Below are 20,659 nucleotides of genomic sequence, written 5' to 3' on the forward strand. Positions count from 1 at the left end.
GACAATCGTCCCGCTAACGCGTTGACCCCACTGGACGATGTTCAAAACCCTTGCTTTTTGCCCCTCGCCTCATGCTAGAACGCGGCCTCCAGTTCACCGAGCGCCGTTGGCTTCGAGCCGAGCGGCGCCTGATCAGCCCCTTACTCTTGCGAGGGTTTGTCTGCAAAGAGCCAGATGAGCCAGCACAAAGTCGGTTGATTTCGCCAGGGATCACTAATGCCTGAAGTCATCTTCACCGGCCCCGCAGGCCGCCTCGAAGGCCGTTACCATCCGGCAAAACAGAAGAACGCGCCGATTGCGATGGTGCTGCACCCGCATCCGCAGTTTCACGGCACGATGAATCACCAGATCATCTACCAGTGCTACTACGCGTTCGCGCATCGCGGATTTTCCGTGCTGCGCTTTAATTTCCGCGGCGTCGGCCGCAGCCAGGGATCATTCGATCACGGCACCGGCGAACTTTCGGATGCGGCCTCCGCGCTCGATTGGGCGCAGACCATCAATCCGGAAGCGCGCGCCTGCTGGGTCGCGGGCTTTTCGTTCGGCGCCTGGATCGGCATGCAGCTTCTGATGCGCCGGCCGGAGGTTGAGGGATTTATCTCGATCGCGCCACCCGCCAATCTCTACGATTTTTCATTTCTTGCGCCCTGCCCGTCCTCCGGCTTGATCGTGCATGGCGAGAAGGACGCCGTGGTGCCGCCGAAAGACGTCAACACGCTGGTGGAGAAACTGAAGACGCAAAAGGGCATCGTGATCGACCAGCAGATCATCCCTGGCGCCAACCATTTCTTCGACGGCAAGCTCGAGCCGTTGATGGAAACGGTGACCGGCTATCTCGACATGCGGCTCGCCAACGTGCGGTAGCGTCGCGCGGGCCATTACATTCAGGCCGTCATCACCCGCCAACGGGTCGGCGCTTAGCGCCCGCCCGATGACAGGCTCCAGCGGGTGATCCAGTACGCCGCGGCTTCTCGATCGATCACCAGCGTCTCTGGAATACCGGATCGCCCGGTCATAGGCGAGCGGAAGCGACGCCGTCCTTCGGACGGCTATGCCGGGCGATGACAGCTTTGGTCAAGCCGCGTCGCGCGCTTGCAATCCCAACAGCCACGAATTCCGCCGCTCGATGAACGCGCGCAGCAGCGCCGGATAGTCCGCGCTGACCGCCGATCGCACCGACGGCCGCACCGCAAGCGCCTTGCGCCATTGTACGAGCTTCGGCTTGCCCGACAGAATTCCGAAATCCGCGATCTTGTCGAACACATCGAAATAGCGGAACACCGGTCCGAACACCGCATCGACCAGCGAAAAATCTTCGCCGTCAAACCATGGCGCGGCCGCGACGCGAGCCTCTAGCCGCGCAAAGCGCTGCTCGAGTTGCGACGCCTTGGCCTTGAAAGTCGCCTCATCGGGCGCCGAATAAAACCCCGCGATATCGCCGAGCACGGCCGATCCGAATTCGATCCAGCCGCGATGCTCGGCGCGCCTCAAGGGATCGGCGGGATGCAGCGGTCCTGGTTGCGTCTCCTCAAGGTACTCCAGGATCACCGCCGACTCGAAAATCGCGGCGTCGCCGACTTGGAGCACCGGCGTCTTGCCGAGCGGCGAGATCGCCAGAAACCAATCCGGCTTGTTGGCGAGATCGATATCGATCCGCTCGAACGAAACGCCCTTTTCGGCGAGCGCGATCACCGCGCGCTGCACATAGGGACAAAGCTTGTGGCTGATCAGTTTTATGTGCGCGGCCATGGCGAATTAACCCCGTTTGATGCAGTTGCATGAACCTACATGCAACTGCATCAATCCGTCAAGCTCACGGCCGGGCGATCACTCCACCGGTCATCGGGATCGGCACGCCCGTCGTCGCCGGATAGCTCAGCGGCAGGCCTTTTAAGCCCCGCGCCGCCAAAAACCCAAAGGCCTGCGCCTCGATGGCATCCGCCGACCAGCCGAGCGCGTCGGCGGCTTCCACCGTTGCCGGGTCGAGGCGCTCGCGCAGCATCCGCAGCATGGTCAGGTTGCGCGCGCCGCCGCCGGCGACGATCCAGCACTTCGGCTCTTTCGGCAGTAGCGGCACGATCCGGGCGATGGCTTCGGCCGTGAGCGCCGTCAGCGTCGCGGCGCCATCGGCGGGAGACATGTCGCGCACCTTGAGCGAGGCAAAATCGTTGCGGTCGAGCGATTTCGGCGGCGGCAGCGCAAAGAACGGATGCTGCAGCGCGCGCATCACCCATGCCACGTCCACCGCGCCCTGCGCCGCCGTGCGGCCTTCGCAATCGAACGGCTGTCCCATGGTGCGAAAGATGTGATCGTCGAGCAGCGCATTGCCGGGCCCGGTATCGCAGGCGATCAGCGTGTTGGGGCCGTCGATATAGGTGATGTTGGAGACGCCGCCGATATTGACCACAACGATCGGGCCTTCGCGCTCCAGCGACTGCGCCAGCGCGCGATGATAGACCGGCACAAGCGGCGCGCCCTGGCCGCCGGCGTCGACGTCGGCCGCGCGGAAATCATGCATCACCGGGATATGGATCGCCTTGGCGAGCGCCGGACCATCGCCGATCTGCACGGTCATCTTCTCTGCCGGCCGGTGCAGCACGGTCTGGCCGTGAAAGCCGACGATATCGATGTCTTCATAGCTGATGCGGTTATGCGAGGTGAAGATGGCGACGGCCTCGGCGTGGGCCAAGGTAACGATGCGCTCGGCCTCGCGCAGGATGCCGGGCCGCGCCTCGCGGTGCAGCAGGTTCGGGGCTTCGTTCAGGGCCTGGCGCAGCAGGCCGCGCTCGTGGTCGGTATAAGCCCGATAGCCGGAGGGTCCGAACGCCCTGACCTGCTTGCCGTCGGTTTCGATCAAGGCGACGTCGACCCCGTCGAGCGAGGTGCCGCTCATCAGACCGATTGCCGTCAGCATTATCGCCATGGTGCCTTCGCGACGTCCCTGCCGCCCTGCCCTTGACGCCCGCTTGTGTCAAACCAGCGCATCTTATAATGCCACAGCGCGCACGCGTGCAGCAGCCTATTCCTCAGGGTTCCGCAATCCCCTAAGAATAGCGTGAAATAAGAATGATCAGAGTCGCACACGAATGACTACTTTTAAATCCGATTTTCTCCATATCTTGCAGGAACGCGGCTTCATCCATCAGTGTTCCGATTTCGAGGGACTGGACGCGCTCGCCGCTAAAGGCGAAGCCACCGCCTATGTCGGGTATGACTGCACCGCGCCGTCGCTGCATATCGGCAACTTCCTCACCATGATGATGCTGTACTGGCTGCAGCAGAGCGGCAACAAGCCGATCACCCTGATGGGCGGCGGCACGACCATGGTCGGCGATCCCTCCGGCAAGGACGAATCGCGCGCGCTGCGCTCGGTCGAGGAGATCGAGGCCAACAAGGCCAGCATCCGCGGCGTGTTCGCCAAGGTGCTGCGCTACGGTTCCGGCGCGACCGATGCGGTCATGCTGGACAATGCCGAATGGCTAACAAAACTGAACTGGATCGAGATGCTGCGCGACATCGGCCGGCATTTCTCGGTCAACCGCATGTTGACGATGGACTCCGTCCGGCTGCGTCTCGAGCGCGAGCAGGAGATGAGTTTCATCGAGTTCAACTACATGGTCTGCCAGGCCTACGATTTCGTCGAATTATCGCGGCGCGTCGGCTGCCGGTTGCAGATGGGCGGCTCTGACCAGTGGGGCAACATCGTCAATGGCGTCGACCTCGGCCGCCGCATGGGAACCCCGCAACTGTTCGCGCTGACGACGCCGCTGCTGACGACCGCGTCCGGCGAGAAGATGGGCAAGACCGCGAGCGGCGCGGTCTGGCTCAACGCGGAACAATTCAGCCCCTACGATTTCTGGCAATATTGGCGCAACGTCGAAGACGCCGACGTCGTCAAATTCCTAAAGCTGTTCACGATCCTGCCGATGAACGAGATCGCGCGCCTCGCGGCGTTAAAGGGTTCCGAAATTAACGAAGCCAAGAAGGTGCTGGCGACGGAGGCAACCGCGTTGCTGCACGGCCGCGATGCCGCCAACGCCGCATCTGATACCGCGCGTCAAACGTTTGAGGAAGGTCTCGTCGCCGAAAGCCTTCCGACGGTTGCGATCTCGCGCGGCGAGTTCGATGGCGGGCTTGGTGTGCTGAGCGCTTTTGTCAAAGCAGGCCTGGTCGCGTCGAACGGCGAGGCGCGCCGCCAGATCAAGGGCGGCGGACTCCGCGTCAACGACGTCGCGGTTTCGGACGAAAAGATGATGCTGAAACCCGGCGACCTCACGCCGGAGGGCGTCATAAAACTCTCCCTCGGCAAGAAGCGCCACGTCCTGCTCAAGCCTGCATAGGCGCATTCGCTTTGGACCCCTGCTCTTTGGCGCCGAAAAGCGCTCCTTGGTGAGCGCGGTCAGCAAAACTGGAATCCGGTTTTGCGTCCGACCGCGCTCATAACGAGCAAGCCATGGACCAAAATAGCCCAAGCGAAGATTCCGAATTGCGCCCACTGAAATCGGCGCACACGGCTCTCAGCGTGCTCGCGCTGTGCTTTGCGCTGTCGGTGCTCGGCCGCGGTCTCGGCGAGAGTTTTACGGTTTTCCTCAAACCCATCTCGGAGAGTTTTGGCTGGGACCGCGCCCAGGTGGTCTCGGTCTATTCGCTGACCGCGCTGGCCGGTGGGCTGGCGGCGCCTCTGGTCGGCCGGCTGTTCGACCGTTCCGGTCCCCGCACCGTCTATTCGCTCGGACTATTGTTGCTCGCCGGCGCGTTCTTGACCGCCGCGCACGCCCAATATCTCTGGCAGTTCCAGTTGAGCATCGGCATCTGCGTCGGTCTCGGCATCGCCTTTATCGGCAATGTTCCAAATTCGATCCTGCTCGGCCGCTGGTTCGGCGCGCGGCTGCCGACCGCGATGGCGGTGGTGTATTCCGCGACCGGCGCCGGCGTCCTGATCCTGCTGCCGGCGTCGCAAGTCCTGATCGATCATATCGGCTGGCGCGGCGCCTATCAGATTTTTGGCATTGTCGCGCTGCTGTTGTTGTTGCCGCTATTGCTATTGCCGTGGCGATTGTTCTCCACCGGCTCGCCGCATTTGGCGAAAAGCGCCGCCGCCGGTTTCGTCGACGAAGGCTGGACGCTGCTCCGCGCGATGCGCCACCACGCGTTCTGGGCCTTGTTTTCGACGTTCTTCTTCACCGCGATCGGCATGTATGCGATCGCGCCGCAAATCGTCGCCTATCTGATCGACGCGGGATTTCCGCCGTTACAGGCGGCGACCGCCTGGGGTTTTTCGGGCGTGGTGCTGTTGTTCGGCATGCTCGGCATCTCCTCGCTCGACGGCCTCATCGGCCGCCGGCCGTCGGTGTTGTTCAGCTATGCGGTGTCGATCGCCGGCATCCTCATGCTGTGGCTCTTGCAATGGTATCCGAACTACTGGCTGTTGACCGGCTTTGTCGTCTGCTTCGGCAGCATGATCGGCTCGCGCGGCCCGCTACTCACGGCGACCGCGATGAAGATCTTTCGGGGAAAGCGGGTCGGCACCATCTACGGCGCGATTTCGATCGGCAGCGGCCTCGGATCGGCGTTCGGCTCCTGGGGCGGCGGCCTGATCCACGATGTCAGCCACAGCTATAATCCGCTGATCGTGTTCTCGCTGATCAGCGTCGTCCTGGGGATGATCCCGTTCCTGGTCGTGCCGGCGCTGCGGCGCTAGTTATTCGGCGGGAATTCCACCGGGTTGTTCTGCTTGCCGGTGTTGAAATCCATGATCTTCCTGGAGACGCCGGGCAGTATCGCTGAAATCGGATTGACGCGAAGCTCCGGCTTGTCCGTCGTGCCGACGACTTCGTAGGTCACCCCGAACAGCCCCTCATTGCTGCCGCCGCCGAGAAACAGCCCGAGCACCGGGATCTGGCCGAACATGTTGTTCAGCCCGTACATCGGCACGAAGGTGCCGCTCATGCGCACCTGGTTGCGGAGATAGTCGATACTGCCTTCGATGGTGCCGCCGATCATCGGACCCTTCACGACGCCCTCGCGGATCGCGATCTGTCCGTTTTGCCGGGTGAATTCGGCACGCAACCGCGAGAAGGAAATCCCGCTCTGCACCGCGGCCGGCCCGCCCGCCGCCAGGCGATCGAGCGAGGCCTCGCCCTTGACGGTGAAGTCGCGGACCAAGATCACCCCCTCTTTCGCGCTCGGTTCGGCGGTCGGAGGATCCACGGCGTATTGCAGCTCGCCACCGACGACCTTGGAATAGGTGTCGGTGAAACGCAGGAACGCCCCGGCGTCGCTGGTCTCGAGATAGATCACGTCATGCCCTTGCGTGCGGCCGCGCAAATCACCGATTAGCGGCGTATCGCGTCCGAGCTTGCCGCTGAGCGCGAAATTTCGGATCGCGCCACCCCGCCGCGATATCTTGCAATCGACGCTGCGCAGCGCCTCGCCAAAGAAGCCGGCCACCGCGCCCAATTTGAGGTCGACATCGAAATCGACGGTCTTGATTTTGCTTTTGGGGTCGGCCTCCTTGCCCGAAATGGCGGATTTGAGGAAGCTGCGGCCATCGAACACCTCGCCGCGCATCGTCACTTTCACGACGCCGTCTGGGCCGCGCTCGGCCTTCAACGAGGTCTTGTCGCCTTCGGAGGGCGAATAGGTCGGAAAGGTCGCATTGATCAGATCGCCATTTGGATCGACCTCGATGGATCCCTTGATCGAGACGCCGCCGCCATCGATCACGATGTCTTCGAGGCGGGTCGATTGCGGCTTCTGCACCACGTTGAAAACCGCGTGGCTGGATTTGCCCGGCAATTTGACCCAGCCCGGCAGGATGTTGTCGAGTTTTAACGAGGTGAGGTCCGCATCTATTCCGACGCGGCTGTCGGTTCCGATCCTGCCGATGACCTTGACCGGCAGCGCGCCGCTGACGGCGGGGCCGAGATCGAATCCAAGCCGCGCGCGGCTGGCGTCATCGAGGGTTGCCTGCAATTTGATATCCGCATCACCCTCGTTCGGCTTGCGGTAATCCAGCGCGGCGGCCTGGCCGTTGATCTTGACGTCGCCCTTGACCTGATAGCCCGCATTGTTGGCGACGATCTTCAGCGTGCTGGCTTCGAGCTTCTGGTTCATCACCAGTTTGTCGGCGGTAAATCCGGAGAGATCGGCGGTCGCGGTATAGACCGTGTCGGCCTTGGTCAATGAGCCCTTGACCGGCAGGCCGAGCGTGATCAGGGCCGAAAACGTACCCTTGCTCGAGTTCGGGTCGATCAAGGTGCCGGAAAGGTCGCTGAGGCGATCCGAAGCGAGAAGTTCGGCTGCCGCCGGTACCGGACCGTCGATCCGGAATTTCACCTTGGCCGGCGACGGCTTGGGCGCCATATCCGGCACCTCGAATACGAAATCCGAAATCGTGAGCTTGCGGCCGGCGGGTGTATCGGACGCCGCCTGCCCGATCGTCACCGTCGCGGTCCGGCCGGTGACATGCGCCTTCAGATCCGCGTCGTGCACCGAGGGCATTTCGTCCACCGGGTGCAAGGTCACACCCGAGGCGACGATGTTGACGGAAAGCCCGTCATCCGGAATCGGCGGACCGCGCCGCGACAGGTTGCGCACCGGCGAGTTGACACCGACCTCGATGCGCTGCAGCGAGCCGCGCTCGACCCGCTCGATTACCCATTCGCGCACTTCGGGCACGATCAGGATCGGCCACATCCTCTTGAGGGCCGATGCCGACATCGGCGTTCCCGCAAAGCCCAGCGTCAGCCTCGGCTCCGCCGCATAGTCGATGCTGCCGGTGCCGGCGACGCCGATCTCGCCATTGCTGATATCGGCCTGGGTCAGGAGCACCCGCCGCTTGTCGGTGTCGAAGCGCATGCCGATGGCGATGCGGTTGAAGATCAATGGCGGCTGTTCGGGGTCGATCGCGGCCAGCACGATGGTGCCGCCGGAAAAACCGAGCTGCCAATCGGGAATGCTGTCGTTGGGCGGCTCGAGATGGGCCAAGAGCGTGATCCGGTTCTGCCCCGAAACGATCTTGAACGGCGCCACCAGCACGCGCCGTCCGGCATCCCATTCGACGCTCAGCTCCGCCGAATCGATCGCCATCGGATAATCCGGCGTATCGCTGTCGATGATGGGGCCCGCGCCGGCGCTGAGTTTGCCGCGGAAATAGGTCGGCAGACCGTCGCGGCCGAGTTCGCCCTTCAGTTCGCCGGTGAGCGGCAGGTCGGCGCTGTAGGTTAGGTCCTTCAGCCGCAACGCCAACAGGATATTTTTCGTGGAAACCTTGTCGGCGCGAATGTCGACCGATCGCACGCCATTGGCGGGCGCGCCGACGGTGACGCGCAGCGACCAGGCGTGGCGGCCGTCCTCGCCGACGCTCAGCGCCACCCCGCCGCCGCTCGGCCGGCGCAGGCTGAGGGTGATATTTTCAAAATTCCATTTGTTGCCGCGCTGCTGATCGTCGATGATCAGGCTTCCGTTCTTCAGGCCGATTTCGTTGAGGTTTTGTCCGTCCAGTCCGGTCAGGCTCAGGCTGTCGAGCCAGTCGAGGCCGGCAAGCAGCCCGCTTGTGGAATCTTTGCCGGGGATCGCCGCCGTCGTGCCGGGTTGTGCCGCCGGCGGCGGGGCGGCCGGGTTGATCGGAAGCGTCACGCTGGACTGGCCGGACGCAGAAGTCTGGCCGGACCCAGTCGGGTCCGATGCTGGCGGCGCGGCACCCAGTTGCCGCTTCGAGGCGACGCCGGTCGCGAGCGGACGTGCATTGTCGCCGGTGGAAACGGTGACATAGCCATCCGGCGTGATCCGCACCGCGAGTTCGGCGTCGACCAGATTGAGGCTCTGGGCGCGAAGCCGCCCCATCAAGAGCGCGGTGCCCGAAAGCCTCACCTCGGCCTTCGGCGCGCTTGCCACGATGGCGTGGTCGCGATCCCTGACGATGATGTCGCGGATGCGCACGGCGATGCCGATCCTACCCGCGCGCTCGATCTGCGTGCCGCCAACTTCGACGGTATTGTCGTGACCGATATTTTCCTCGATCGCCGCCGCAAGCCACGGCGTCGCCATCTCGAGATTGATCGGACCGGCGCCAAGCCGCCACCACAATCCGCCGAAGCAGCCGGCGAAAATCAGGGCCAACAACGCGATGGCGATCGCAAGCCGCCTGACCCAGCGTTCACCCGTGAGCCAGCGGCGAAACCGGGCGAGGTAATCGCCGATCCGATAAAAGCCGGAGTCCGATCGCGACAACAGCCGGCGCGCGCGATGGCCGGCCGCCTCGTCATGGTCCTGATCCCAATCGGCATCATCCCACTGCGAGGGCTGGACGTCAGCACGCGGACTTGACCCCTGGGGCGACGTATTCCTTGCCATTGCCTCTCGGTGCTGGCGCTGCTGGTTAGATTGATCGCCGCCAAGGCCTCGCCCGTCGACACGTAACGGACGCTCCTGTACCGGCATCGCTGCCAATCCTCGATTAATACTGTTACTCGTCATCTGGCCCACACGGGACATTCAACGAGCGGACGGGTGGTGCGTCGAATTCCTTGTAACCATACTCCGGGGCCGTCAGCCTTGCCCAGCAGCCCCCGCGAGATTCGCAAGGATCCGGGCAAGACACGCAATAACCCTATGATTGATCCGCCGAAAGCGACGAAAGGAAGGCGTATGTCCAAGAAAACGCGCAAGAAATCCCCCAAGCCATCCCCCAAGAAAGCTCCTAAGAAGGCCCCCAAGAAATCCCCTAAGTCATCCTCCCGCAAAGCGGCCGCTGTGCAGCCCGCGAACGCGGCGAAAACGCGCCCCTCCAAAACCCGCGCGACAGCCGCCGGCAAATCACGCAAGAACGATATCAAACAGCCGGGGAAAGCTGCTTCGGGAGCGTCGCACAAGGCCGCGACAAAACAGTTAACAAAAGCCTCCTCGCCGGCCGCGCGAACTTCAGGTTTGACCGAAGGCGCCGCCGCGCCGGCCTTCCGCCTGCCGAGGGACGGCGGCGACACCGTCTCGCTGTCCGACTACGCCGGCAAGAAGCTGGTGCTGTTTTTCTATCCCCGGGCCGACACGCCAGGCTGCACCAAGGAGGCCATCGACTTCACGCGGCTGGCCGCGGACTTCGCCGCGAGCAACACGGCGGTACTCGGCGTCTCCGGCGATTCCCTAAAGGCACAGGAATCCTTTCGAAACAAACATGAACTGACAATTCCTCTCATTTCGGACGAAAAACACGAGATGCTGCAGGCCTATGGCGCCTGGGGAGAAAAATCCATGTACGGCAGGACGTTCGAGGGAATTCTTCGCACCACGGTTCTGATCGGCGCCGACGGCCAAATCATACGAATCTGGCGCCATGTCAGGGTCGACGGCCACGCCGACGAGGTGCTGGCCGCAGCAAAGGCCGTATAATTCCGGCCGGTTCCATTTGCTAAAAATTAACCATGTGAAGGTCAAATCACTCCCGCAAAAATGGCCGTACGGAACGATCTCCGACCGGCGCGGGAGTGCCGATGTCGAACCGTTCCGGTCATTATTCCGAGTACCCCCAGCACCATCCACATGATCATGGCCGGGCGTTGCCGCGCCGGCCCGTGGCGAGCCAGGCGGTCGCCGCACCGCTGCCCACCCAAGAGGGCTACACGCTGGTCCATGCCGGCAAACAGGTCCGGTTCGGCCCGGTGGTGTTCTGGATCGTGGTCGGCACGGTGACGCTGCTCGGCATGTGGTCGGCGGCGACCGCGACCTATTTTGCCTTTCGCGACGACGTGCTGACGCGCCTGATCGCGCGCCAGGCCGAGATGCAATACGCCTATGAGGACCGCATCGCGGAGCTGCGCGCCAAAGTCGACCGCACCACCTCTCGCCAGTTGCTCGACCAGGAACAGTTCGACCAGAAGCTCGAACAGATCATGCGCCGCCAGACCGCGTTGGAATCCCGCGCCACCGCGCTTGGAACCATCCCGGACAATTCGGTGACCGGATCGATCCGGCCGCCCTCGCGCGGCGCCGCGGCAACCGATGCGGCGGCATCTGGAACCCCAAAACCCTCGCCGATCAACGATACCGTGATTTTCGTGGCGCCTCCGGATCGCGAAGCGCGGCTGGAATCGCGCGCGCCGATCGTCACCGACGTGCAGCCTAATCAATTCGCCAAGATCCAGGGGGTCGATAACGTGCTCGGCCGCCTGCAGGCCTCGCTTGACCAGGTCGAGGGCCGCCAGATCGCGGCGCTCAACGCGGTCGAAGACGGCATGGAATCGCGGGTACGGCGGATGCGCGGCGTCTTTACCGATCTCGGCCTCGACATGGCGCAATTGGAAGCGGCAACCCCGCGCGTCGGTATGGGCGGTCCGTTCGTTCCGGTCAAACTTTCAGCCAATGCCGGCGCCTTCGAGCGCCAGCTCTACCGGATCAACATCACCCGCGCCCAGGTTGAGCGGCTGAACCGGACCTTGGCGCTCGTGCCCTACCGCAAGCCTGTCGTCGGCGAGGTCGAATTCACCAGCGGATTCGGGGTCCGCACCGATCCCTTCCTCGGCCGCCCGGCGATGCATACCGGGCTCGATTTTCGCGCCTCGACCGGCGATCCCGTGCGCGTGACCGCGAACGGAAAGGTGGTTTCCTCAGGCTGGGCGGGCGGCTATGGCCGCATGGTCGAGGTCGACCACGGCAACGGGCTCTCGACCCGCTACGGCCATCTGTCCGAGATCGACGTCAAGGTCGGCGACCAGGTCAAGATCGGACAGATGATGGGCGCGGTCGGCTCGACCGGCCGGTCGACCGGCCCGCATCTGCATTACGAAACCAGGATCGACGGCGAAGCGGTCGACCCGCAGAAATTTTTGCGCGCCGGCGTGCGGCTCAGCGCCGGCTGAACGGTTATCGGTCCAGCATCGGGGCCACATGGTTCGAGACGCGCGGCGATGCCGCGCTCCTCACCATGAGGACCTAAGACCTCATCCTGAGGAGCCGCGCTCTTGCGTGGCGTCTCGAAGGATGAAGCCGCGGGATAGCGAGAAGCCCTAATGGCTCGCGTCGTGGCCGACCTCGCCGGTGATGACGTCGCCGAACAATTCCCAGGACGTGCCGTTGAACCGCATCAACTGCATTTGCTCGATCGGAAAATAATCGTCCGGCGAAGTGTTGATGGTGATCCCCGGCAGCAGCATGTCGCTGGTGAAGTTCTTCAGGTTGGCGGCCTCTTTCATGACGTTCTCGCGCGTCAGATTATCGCCGCACTGCTTGAGCACCTGCACCATCGCCTGCGATTCGACATAGGCATAGGCGTTGTTGGAGTTGGTCTTGTCGCCGTCGGGATAGTACTTGTCCATGAATGCCGCCCACTTCTTCACCCCCGGATCGTCCTTCCAGATCGGGTCGGTCGGATCCTTGACGTAAGACGTCGAGATGATGTCCTTGGCGTAGTCGAGGCCGGCGGGCTTCAAGACCGAGGCGATCGTGGTGGCGGTGTTGGCGAGGAAGAATTTGGGTTTCCAGCCGAGCTCGCCGACTTTCCGGATCGCCTGCGCCGATCCCTTCGGGGCGGCCCACGAGAAGAAAATATCGGCACCGGAATCGCGCAGCGCAACGATCTGCGAATCGATCGAGGGATCGCTCACCTCATACGACTTGTCGGCGATGATCATGCCGACCTTGTCGCCGAGTCCATCCTTCAGCCCCTTGAACTGATCCTTGCCGGCATCGTCATTCTGCCAGAACACCGCGATCTTGCCGCTAGGAAAGTGCTCCTGGATGTATTTCGCGTAGATGTGGCCTTCGCTCTGGTAATTGGGCTGAAAGCCCATGGTCCATGGAAAATTCTTGGGATCGCCGAATTTGGTGGCGCCGGAGGCGACGAATAGTTGCGGCACTCTTTTAGCGTTCATGTATTTCATGATCGCCGAATTGGACGGTGTTCCCAGCGACTGGAAAATCAGTAGCACCTCGTCGCCTTCGACGAGCTTGCGCGCCTGCTCGATCGCCTTCGGCGGACTGTAGGCGTCGTCGTAACTGATAAAGTTGATCTTGCGGCCGTTGATGCCGCCCTCGGCATTGACCATGTTGAAGAAGGCCGCCTCGGTCTTGCCGATCACGCCGTAGGAGGAGGCCGGACCGCTGTAGGGCATGATGTTACCGATCTTGATTTCGGTATCGCTGGCGCCGGGATCGTATTTCTTTTGCGCGTTCGCCGCGGTCGCGATGGTGAAGGCTGCGGCGAATGCCGCGGCGGCAACAAGGCTACGCATGCAAGCCGGCATCGTTCTCTCCCCTTCGGTATTATTTTAGCGAAGTCTCGCAAGTCGCGCGTGCACTTGCAAGCTTTGCCGCGGCGCGAAACCGTATTGTTGTGCGGCGGCGATTATGATCAGTTCCCCCTGACGCTCCAACCTTTTCGAGGCAGACGGCTTGGACAAACCAGCAATCCGCATCGGACCGCGGCATCCCAAAATTGCGAATTTAGGCTATCGCCTGACGCGCTGGATCTTTGAGCGGACGATGGCGCGCACCGGTTTTCATCGGATCGGCGACGAGTTCGCGAACCAGAAAATTGCCTCGATCAGGGAGCAATTGCAGCGCGGCGAGACAGTCTACATCGTGGGCCTCGGCGCCTCGGGCACCCACAATACCGGTGTCGCGCTGATCGAAGTCACGCAGAACACCGGACCCCGGATCATCGTCAATAACGAGGAAGAGCGGTTTTCCGGCAACAAGCACACCACCGAATATCCAAAGGTGTCGATCGAAGCCATGGTCGAGACGCTGCGTCAGAGGGGGCGAGCCGTCTCCGATATCGCAGCTTTCGTCACGACCTGGGATTATCCGGTTCTATTTGCGACCATGATGAGAACGGTACTGGAGGAAGTGCCGGCTAGTCTCAAGCTCCTGACGATGCCCATTGTTCCCGCCATCGACCTCCGCCGCCTGGACCAGGCGCGGCGCACGCCAAAAATTCTTGCCAGGCAACTCGGCCTCGGCGAACGCGTGCCGCTGATCTGCATGCCGCACCACGATAACCACGCGTGGTTTTCGTTCGCGGCTTCACCCTTCGCCGGCGGCGACGAACCAGTCGCCATCGCAGTGATCGACGGCACCGGCGATCAGGGTTCGATATCGCTGTATGTTGCAAACGATGGCGCGATGCGAAGGCTTTACTGCAATGACAGCGTGTTCGACTCGCTCGGCTCCTTCTACAGCGTAATCTCCTCGACGCAAGGTGGCTGGACCTGGCTGTCGAGCGAAGGCCGCTATATGGGCGCGGCCGCCTGGGGCGACATGAACCGCGCCAGCAATCCCTATTACGCGCGGTTGCGAGAGGTTTTGCATTTCGGCGACGGCGGCGAAATCAAGATCAACCGCGCCATGGCCAATTGGTACTGCGACCCCTTCGATCATCCCTACAAGGCCGTGCTAATCGATCTCCTCGGCGAGCCCTTAAAGCCCGAACAACTCTGGAATCCCGACGCTGTGCTTCGGGTCGAGGATATCCATCACCGGCCCGAGACAAAGGATCGCCTCGACAAGGCGGCGGCGACGCAATTGGTGTTCGAGGATGCAATCATCCATGTCGTCGACCATCTCCTGCGCGCAACCGGCGCCAACCGGCTGGTGCTCACCGGAGGCGTGGCGCTGAACGCGCTCGGCAACATGCGGCTGCTCGAACATTTCGATGAGGCGTGGTTTTCGCAGGCCCAGCAACGCAAAGCCCGCCTGCATCTGTGGGTGCCTCCGACCCCCGGCGATCCCGGCGTCACTATCGGCGCCGCGTGGCTGTTCGCCCATCTTGCGGGCGCCCCGCGCGGCGCGCCGATGACGCACGCTTTCTATTGCGGTTTGCCGCCGGCCCCCGAGGACATCGCGACCGCGCTTCAAGCCTCCGACATCGCCTCGCAACGGATCGGGAATATATCGACGCCCGACGGCCGCGAGGCGATCGCCGATCTGATGGCGTTCATGGTGGCGCAAAACGGCGTCATCGCGCTGTATCAGGGCGCGGCCGAAACCGGCCCCCGCGCGCTCGGGCACCGTTCGATCCTGGCTAACCCGTGCGACCCGCAAGCGCGCCAACGTCTCAACGAACGGGTAAAATACCGCGAGGCGATCCGCCCGCTGGCGCCGATGGCGACGCTTAAAGCAGCGCAGGAGTTGTTTTGGCTGCACGAGGGCGCGTCCGACGCCGACTATAACGCCTACAATTACATGGTGCTGACCGCGCATTCGAAGCCGCATGCGCGCGAAAAGATTCCGGCGGTGATTCATGCGGACGGCACCGGGCGGATTCAAATCGTGCGCGCGGAAGACGATCCCCTCACTCACGCCTATCTGAAGGCGCTCGGCCGCCGCATCGGCGTCGAGATCTCGGTCAACACGTCGTTCAATGTCGCCGGTCCGATCGCGCAGACCCCAAGCCAGGCGATCGATACGCTGCGCCGTTCCAAAGGCCTTGATGTCGTGCTGCTGGTCGCCAGCGACGGCACGGTGCACGCGGCATGGCACGGAGGTGAGCGCGACAGTGGCCGGTTTACGAGGTGGTTTTCGGAATGGACGACCGCGGCGGCCGTGGTCAGATCGCCTTAATTCAGGCGTTTCAATTACAAACCGATTGCCATTCGTAGCGTCTGGTCGCGGGATTCAAGACCTGATGCTGTGAACAGCCGGAGGTCCCGAGCGGAGCGATCACCTGGGGTTGGATCGGCGCGATCGACGGCGGAGCCATGCTGCAGATTGTCGCCGCGCATATCGGCGGCAGATCGATGGAGCTTGTGCACAGCGGCTGCACCTCGCCGTCAACGCAACGACAGACGCAAGACGCGTCGGCGTGCGTCACGAGAAGAGTGAGGAAAACGAGACCGAAGAAAACTCGCATATCGCCGCCCGCCCCGGTCCAACCTTACAAAATATACTATTTCTGCCGCGACACGATCTCGATCATCTTGCCTTCATCATCGTCGGGCGCAACCGCCTTCGCCCGCGCATAGGCCTCGACCGCGGCGCGCCCCATCAGCGGAGCATCGGACAAAAGGCTCTCGGCCAGCGCCACGGCGTAGGCGGCATCCTTGTGGCGCAACGCCGCGGTAAACGTCGCGCCGGAAAAATTCCGCGCCACCATGCGCTTAGAATGACGCAGCACCTGCGGACTGGCGGCGACGCCAGTCTCGATGGCTTCCAGCACCAGCTTCATGTCGAGGCCGGCCTGCTCGGCGATCGCAAGACCCTCGGCGATGCCGGCGATCTGGATGGCGCCCATCAGATTGTTGATCAGTTTGTAGACCGTGCCGGAGCCGACCGCGCCGAAGTGGCGGATCGTGGTCGAGAGCGGCACGAGATAGGGCCGCGCGCGCTCGAGGTCAGCGGGCTCGGCGCCAACCAGGAGCGTCAGCTTCCCGCTCGCCGCCGCATCGGGCAGGCCGGTGACCGGACTATCGATATAGATCAGACCGCGTCCACGCAGCTCACGCGCCAGATCGAGCGCGTGTCTGTAGGACACGGTGGAGCATTCGATCGCGAGCGTCCCGACTTTGGCCGCCGCCGCGCCATCCCTGCCGAGCCACACCGCGCGCGAGGCCTCGTCATCGGCAACCATCGTCACGATAGCGTCCGCGCCATCGGCGGCATCCGCAGGCGTAGAGGCCCATCGCGCGCCACGCGCGATCAGATCCTCGGCCTTTGCCTGGCTGCGATTCCAGACCGCGACCGTAAAACCTGCGTCGAGGTAGCGGCCGGCCATGCCGTGGCCCATGCGTCCGAGGCCGATAAAGGCGACATGTGCCATCGGCTAATCCACATCCTCGACCGCGCCCGGCGTGGTGCCGAAGGCGCGCTGCGCCAATGTCGCCGCCATGAACTCATCGAGGTCGCCGTCGAGCACGCCTGATGTATCCGAGGTCTGCACGCCGGTGCGGAGATCCTTCACCATCTGATAGGGCTGCAACACGTAAGAGCGGATCTGGTGGCCCCAGCCGATGTCGGTTTTGGCGGCCTGGTCGGCGGCGGCCTGCTCTTCGCGCTTCTTCAATTCAATTTCGTAGAGCCGCGCGCGCAGCATGTCCCAGGCCTGCGCCTTGTTCTTGTGCTGGGAACGGCCGGCCTGACAGACCACCGCGACCCCGGTCGGGATGTGCGTCAGCCGAACCGCGGACTCGGTCTTGTTGACGTGCTGGCCGCCGGCGCCGCCGGAGCGCATGGTGTCGGTGCGGACGTCGGATTCCTTGATGTCGATCTTGATGCTGTCGTCGACCACCGGAAACACCGCGACGCTGGAGAACGAGGTGTGGCGGCGCGCATTGGAATCAAATGGCGAGATCCGCACCAGCCGGTGCACGCCGCCTTCGGTCTTGAGCCAGCCATAGGCGTTGTGGCCTGAGATCTGGATGGTGGCGGATTTGATGCCGGCCTCTTCGCCCTGGGTCTCTTCCAGATATTCGATCTTGAAGCCGTGCTTTTCGGCCCAGCGCGTGTACATGCGGAGCAGCATCTCGGCCCAGTCCTGGCTCTCGGTGCCGCCGGCGCCGGCATGCACCTCGAGATAGGAATCGAACCGGTCGGCTTCGCCCGACAGCAGGGCTTCGAGCTCGCGACGCGCGACTTCCTTCTTCAAGTTTTTCAGCGCGATCTCGGCTTCGGTGACCACGCCGGCATCGCCCTCGGCTTCGCCGAGTTCGATCATGCCGATATTGTCCTCGAGCTCGCGCTCGACCTTGCCGATGCCGGCAAGCGCGTCCTCCAGCGAGGTGCGCTCCTGCATCAGCTTCTGGGCCTTCTGGGGATCGTTCCAGAGATCGGGGGCTTCGGCGAGCTTGTTCAGCTCCGCCAGACGCGCGGTGGATTGTTCGACGTCAAAGATGCCTCCTCAGCAGCCCGACCGACTGCTTGATCTCTTCGACTAGACGTTCGACTTCGGCGCGCATGGCTTCTCTGATCTGCGGCACGGGGCCGCTATGATTGGTGCTGCGAGGGGATGTAGCGGCGGGCGCCGCAAAGCGCAATCGGCTCGCGCTAGTAAAGCCCGCCGGTGCCGGGACGGAACAGGCTACGGTCGGCATCCGGAGCCGGCTGCAGCGATCGGCCGTCGGCATCCGCCACCCCGATCACGCTGTAATTATCCGGCGGCGCTGTGCCCGGCTTGAAGGCTTCCAGGATGACGCCGCCGGTCTCGCCCGGACCGGCACGCATGCCGGTCTTGGCCACGACCCGGATCAGCTTGATGCCGGCCGGCACCTTGAACGGGATCGCCGGCTTGTCGGCGAGCGCGAGTTTCAGGAAATCGCGCGCGATCGGCGCGGCCAGATGACCGCCGGTTGCCGCATTGCCCCGGCCGAGCGGGCGCGGCTTGTCATAGCCCATATAGATGCCGACGACGATGTCCGGCGAGAACCCGATGAACCAGGCGTCCTTGGCCTCGTTGGTGGTGCCGGTTTTGCCGGCGATCGGCTTGCCGACCTCCTTTACCGCGATCGCGGTGCCGCCCTGGACCACGCCTTCCATCATCGAGGTGATCTGGTACGCCGTCATCGCGTCCAGCACCTGCTCACGGCGATCGACCAGTTGGGGCTCGGGCTGGTTCTTCCAGCCGCCGGGCGCGTCGCAGCCGCGGCATTCGCGCGCGTCATGCTTGAAGATGGTATGGCCGTAACGGTCCTGAATGCGGTCGATCAAGGTCGGCTTCACGCGCCGCCCGCCATTGGCGAACATCGAATAGGCCGTGACCATCCGCATCGCGGTGGTCTCGCCGGCGCCGAGCGCATAGGACAGATAGTTCGGCAACTCGTCGTAGACGCCGAAGCGCCTGGCATATTCGCCGATCAGGGGCATGCCGATATCCTGCGCCAGCCGCACGGTCACCGTGTTCAGCGAGAGCCGCAACGCGTTGCGCAGCGTGGTCGGGCCGTTGAATTTGCCGTTCGAAAAATTCTCCGGCCGCCAGACTCCCGCCCCCTGCCCCTGATCGATCTCGATCGGGGCGTCGACCACCACCGTCGACGGCGTATAGCCGTTGTCGAGCGCGGAGGAATAGACGATCGGCTTGAACGACGAGCCGGGCTGCCGGTAAGCTTGCGTCGCGCGATTGAACTGGCTCTGGTCGAACGAGAAGCCGCCGACCATCGCGAGCACGCGGCCGGTCCATGGATCCATCACCACCATGGCGCCGGAGACTTCCGGCAATTGCCTTAAGCGATACTGGCCATCGACCGGATTGCCATCCCTGAACAGCGAATCGGCATAGATCACGTCGCCCGGCGCCAGCACCTGTGAGACCGCCGTCGGCGGCCGGCCCTTGGCCGGTCCCGATGCGGCCTTGGCCCATTTGACGCCGTCCAGCGTGATGATGCCGGTCTGCCGTTCCTTGGCGACCGCGCCGCCCAGTTCACGGCCGGGCTGGAAGCCGATCCGCGCGGATTGATCGCTGGTCTCTAGCACCACCGCCATCCGCCACGGCGAGATGTCCGACAGCGATTTGACGTCGGCAAGCTTGACGCCCCAGTCGCCGGATATATCGAGCTTGCTGATCGCGCCACGCCAGCCCTGCTGCTCGTCATAATTGACGAGGCCGGCCACCATGGTCTTGCGCGCCATCACCTGAATCTTCGGGTCGAGCGTGGTCCGGACCGACAGGCCGCCTTCGTAGAGCTTCTTTTCGCCGTAGCGCTCGAACAAGTCGCGGCGGACTTCCTCGGCAAAATACTCGCCGGCGAAGATGTGCGCGCCATTGCTCCGGTTGGTGACGATCAAGGGATCCTTGCGGGCCTTGTCGGCGTCGGCCTGCTTGATCCAGCCGTTTTCCAGCAGCCGGTCGACCACGTAATTGCGCCGCTCGACGGCGCGGTCGCGGTTGCGCACCGGATGCAGCGCCGTTGGCGCCTTCGGCAACGCGGCCAGATAGGATGCTTCGGCAACCGTGAGCTCGTTCACCGATTTGTCGAAATAGACCAGCGATGCCGCGGCGATGCCGTAAGCGCCAAGGCCTAGATAGATTTCATTGAGATAAAGTTCGAGGATCTTGTCCTTCGAGTAAGCACGCTCTATCCGCATCGCCAGTAAGGCTTCCTTGATCTTGCGGGTAAGCGACACCTTAGTCTTTTCATCGTCGGCAAACAGGAAGTTCTTCGCGACCTGCTGGGTGATCGTGGAAGCGCCCTGCGGCCGGCGGTTGGAGCCGTAATTCTGCGCGTAAACGACTGCCGCGCGCGCCATGCCCGAATAATCGATGCCGCCATGCTCGTAGAAGTTCTTGTCCTCTGCGGCCAGGAACGCGTTGATGACGAGCTTCGGCACCGCCTGGATCGGCAGATAAAGGCGGCGTTCCTTGGAATATTCGCCGAGCAGCGCGCCGTCGGCCGCATGCACGCGGGTCATGACCGGCGGCTCGTAATCCTGAAGCTGCGAATAATCCGGCAAGTCCTTGGAAAAATGCCAGATCATCCCCGCGGCTGCGGCGACCCCCACCAGGAACACCACGGTTCCGGCGGCGAACAAGAATCCCATAAACCGCACCAGCAAGCGCATTATCGAATATCCGTTTCAGCCCGTGCGCCACAAAAGGCGGCGCGTTCCTCTGCATGGACGCCATTCGCGGAACGGTCCCGTTCCGCGCCGGCACATAATACGTTGGCCGGGAGGGAATTTGGGTTGATTCCGAACACCTCGCGGTGTTTTTTTATAGGGTCGCCGCTGTGGCCAAACT

The 20,659-nt window shown here is 63.1% G+C and carries 13 protein-coding genes; 6 read left to right on the plus strand and 7 right to left on the minus strand.

Annotated features, from left to right (window positions below; all coding sequences use genetic code 11):
- The first annotated feature begins 216 nt into the window (after window positions 1-216).
- Complete coding sequence (locus B5526_RS01105; protein WP_079536218.1) at window positions 217-864, plus strand: alpha/beta hydrolase; 648 nt, start codon at window positions 217-219, stop codon at window positions 862-864.
- A gap of 210 nt (window positions 865-1,074) precedes the next feature.
- Here B5526_RS01105 and B5526_RS01110 read toward each other — a convergent pair whose 3' ends face one another.
- Both B5526_RS01110 and B5526_RS01115 read right to left on the minus strand, forming a co-directional pair.
- Window positions 1,075-1,749, minus strand: a complete 675-nt coding sequence (locus B5526_RS01110; protein WP_079536219.1) for a glutathione S-transferase family protein — start codon at window positions 1,747-1,749, stop codon at window positions 1,075-1,077.
- A gap of 64 nt (window positions 1,750-1,813) precedes the next feature.
- Window positions 1,814-2,917, minus strand: a complete 1,104-nt coding sequence (locus B5526_RS01115) for an anhydro-N-acetylmuramic acid kinase (protein ID WP_079544595.1) — start codon at window positions 2,915-2,917, stop codon at window positions 1,814-1,816.
- A gap of 169 nt (window positions 2,918-3,086) precedes the next feature.
- On the opposite strand from B5526_RS01115, the gene tyrS reads away from it, so the two are divergent.
- Both tyrS and B5526_RS01125 read left to right on the plus strand, forming a co-directional pair.
- Entirely contained in the window at window positions 3,087-4,340 is a 1,254-nt protein-coding gene (tyrS, locus tag B5526_RS01120; protein WP_079536221.1) for a tyrosine--tRNA ligase, read from the plus strand.
- Window positions 4,341-4,453: 113 nt separating this feature from the next.
- Window positions 4,454-5,701, plus strand: coding sequence for an MFS transporter (locus B5526_RS01125; protein ID WP_079536223.1), 1,248 nt, complete (start codon window positions 4,454-4,456; stop codon window positions 5,699-5,701).
- On the opposite strand, the gene B5526_RS01130 is transcribed toward B5526_RS01125, so the two are convergent.
- Window positions 5,698-9,444 (minus strand): DUF3971 domain-containing protein, encoded by a 3,747-nt coding sequence (locus B5526_RS01130; protein WP_079536225.1) that lies wholly within the window; start codon window positions 9,442-9,444, stop codon window positions 5,698-5,700. The two genes, B5526_RS01125 and B5526_RS01130, sit on opposite strands and share 4 nt — an antisense overlap.
- Before the next feature lie 207 nt (window positions 9,445-9,651).
- Here B5526_RS01130 and B5526_RS01135 point away from each other — a divergent pair, with 207 nt between their 5' ends.
- Both B5526_RS01135 and B5526_RS01140 read left to right on the plus strand, forming a co-directional pair.
- A complete protein-coding gene (locus tag B5526_RS01135) occupies window positions 9,652-10,389 on the plus strand; it encodes a redoxin domain-containing protein (protein WP_079536227.1) in 738 nt (245 codons plus the stop codon).
- Between the two features lie 101 nt (window positions 10,390-10,490).
- Window positions 10,491-11,855, plus strand: a complete 1,365-nt coding sequence (locus B5526_RS01140; RefSeq protein WP_079536229.1) for a peptidoglycan DD-metalloendopeptidase family protein — start codon at window positions 10,491-10,493, stop codon at window positions 11,853-11,855.
- Between the two features lie 147 nt (window positions 11,856-12,002).
- Here the strand turns inward: B5526_RS01140 and B5526_RS01145 are convergent, their stop codons facing one another.
- On the minus strand, window positions 12,003-13,226 hold the full coding sequence (locus B5526_RS01145; protein ID WP_244562165.1) for an ABC transporter substrate-binding protein: 1,224 nt from the start codon (window positions 13,224-13,226) through the stop codon (window positions 12,003-12,005).
- Window positions 13,227-13,386: 160 nt separating this feature from the next.
- Between B5526_RS01145 and B5526_RS01150 the strand changes: the two genes are divergently transcribed.
- On the plus strand, window positions 13,387-15,555 hold the full coding sequence (locus tag B5526_RS01150) for a carbamoyltransferase C-terminal domain-containing protein (RefSeq protein ID WP_197688403.1): 2,169 nt from the start codon (window positions 13,387-13,389) through the stop codon (window positions 15,553-15,555).
- Between the two features lie 325 nt (window positions 15,556-15,880).
- Here B5526_RS01150 and B5526_RS01160 read toward each other — a convergent pair whose 3' ends face one another.
- The 3 genes from B5526_RS01160 to B5526_RS01170 all read right to left on the minus strand — a co-directional run bounded on the left by B5526_RS01160 (window position 15,881) and on the right by B5526_RS01170 (window position 20,481).
- Complete coding sequence (locus B5526_RS01160; RefSeq protein ID WP_079536234.1) at window positions 15,881-16,750, minus strand: NAD(P)-dependent oxidoreductase; 870 nt, start codon at window positions 16,748-16,750, stop codon at window positions 15,881-15,883.
- 3 nt (window positions 16,751-16,753) lie between these two features.
- A protein-coding gene (prfB, locus tag B5526_RS01165; RefSeq protein ID WP_154071068.1) for a peptide chain release factor 2 occupies window positions 16,754-17,885 on the minus strand; the annotation gives its coding sequence in 2 pieces (ribosomal slippage) (window positions 16,754-17,815 and window positions 17,817-17,885; 1,131 coding nt in all).
- Window positions 17,886-17,973: 88 nt separating this feature from the next.
- Entirely contained in the window at window positions 17,974-20,481 is a 2,508-nt protein-coding gene (locus B5526_RS01170; RefSeq protein WP_079536237.1) for a penicillin-binding protein 1A, read from the minus strand.
- Window positions 20,482-20,659: the final 178 nt, after the last annotated feature.

It is taken from the genome of Bradyrhizobium lablabi, assembly GCF_900141755.1.
Classification (GTDB): Bacteria; Pseudomonadota; Alphaproteobacteria; order Rhizobiales; family Xanthobacteraceae; genus Bradyrhizobium; species Bradyrhizobium lablabi_A.

Coding starts and splice junctions, on each gene's coding strand:
- B5526_RS01105 (WP_079536218.1), top strand. CDS start 217: ATGCCTGAAGTCATCTTCACCGGCCCCGCAGGCCGCCTCGAAGGCCGT.
- B5526_RS01110 (WP_079536219.1), bottom strand. CDS start 1,749: ATGGCCGCGCACATAAAACTGATCAGCCACAAGCTTTGTCCCTATGTG.
- tyrS (WP_079536221.1), top strand. CDS start 3,087: ATGACTACTTTTAAATCCGATTTTCTCCATATCTTGCAGGAACGCGGC.
- B5526_RS01125 (WP_079536223.1), top strand. CDS start 4,454: ATGGACCAAAATAGCCCAAGCGAAGATTCCGAATTGCGCCCACTGAAA.
- B5526_RS01130 (WP_079536225.1), bottom strand. CDS start 9,444: ATGCCGGTACAGGAGCGTCCGTTACGTGTCGACGGGCGAGGCCTTGGC.
- B5526_RS01135 (WP_079536227.1), top strand. CDS start 9,652: ATGTCCAAGAAAACGCGCAAGAAATCCCCCAAGCCATCCCCCAAGAAA.
- B5526_RS01140 (WP_079536229.1), top strand. CDS start 10,491: ATGTCGAACCGTTCCGGTCATTATTCCGAGTACCCCCAGCACCATCCA.
- B5526_RS01145 (WP_244562165.1), bottom strand. CDS start 13,226: ATGCGTAGCCTTGTTGCCGCCGCGGCATTCGCCGCAGCCTTCACCATC.
- B5526_RS01160 (WP_079536234.1), bottom strand. CDS start 16,750: ATGGCACATGTCGCCTTTATCGGCCTCGGACGCATGGGCCACGGCATG.
- B5526_RS01170 (WP_079536237.1), bottom strand. CDS start 20,481: ATGCGCTTGCTGGTGCGGTTTATGGGATTCTTGTTCGCCGCCGGAACC.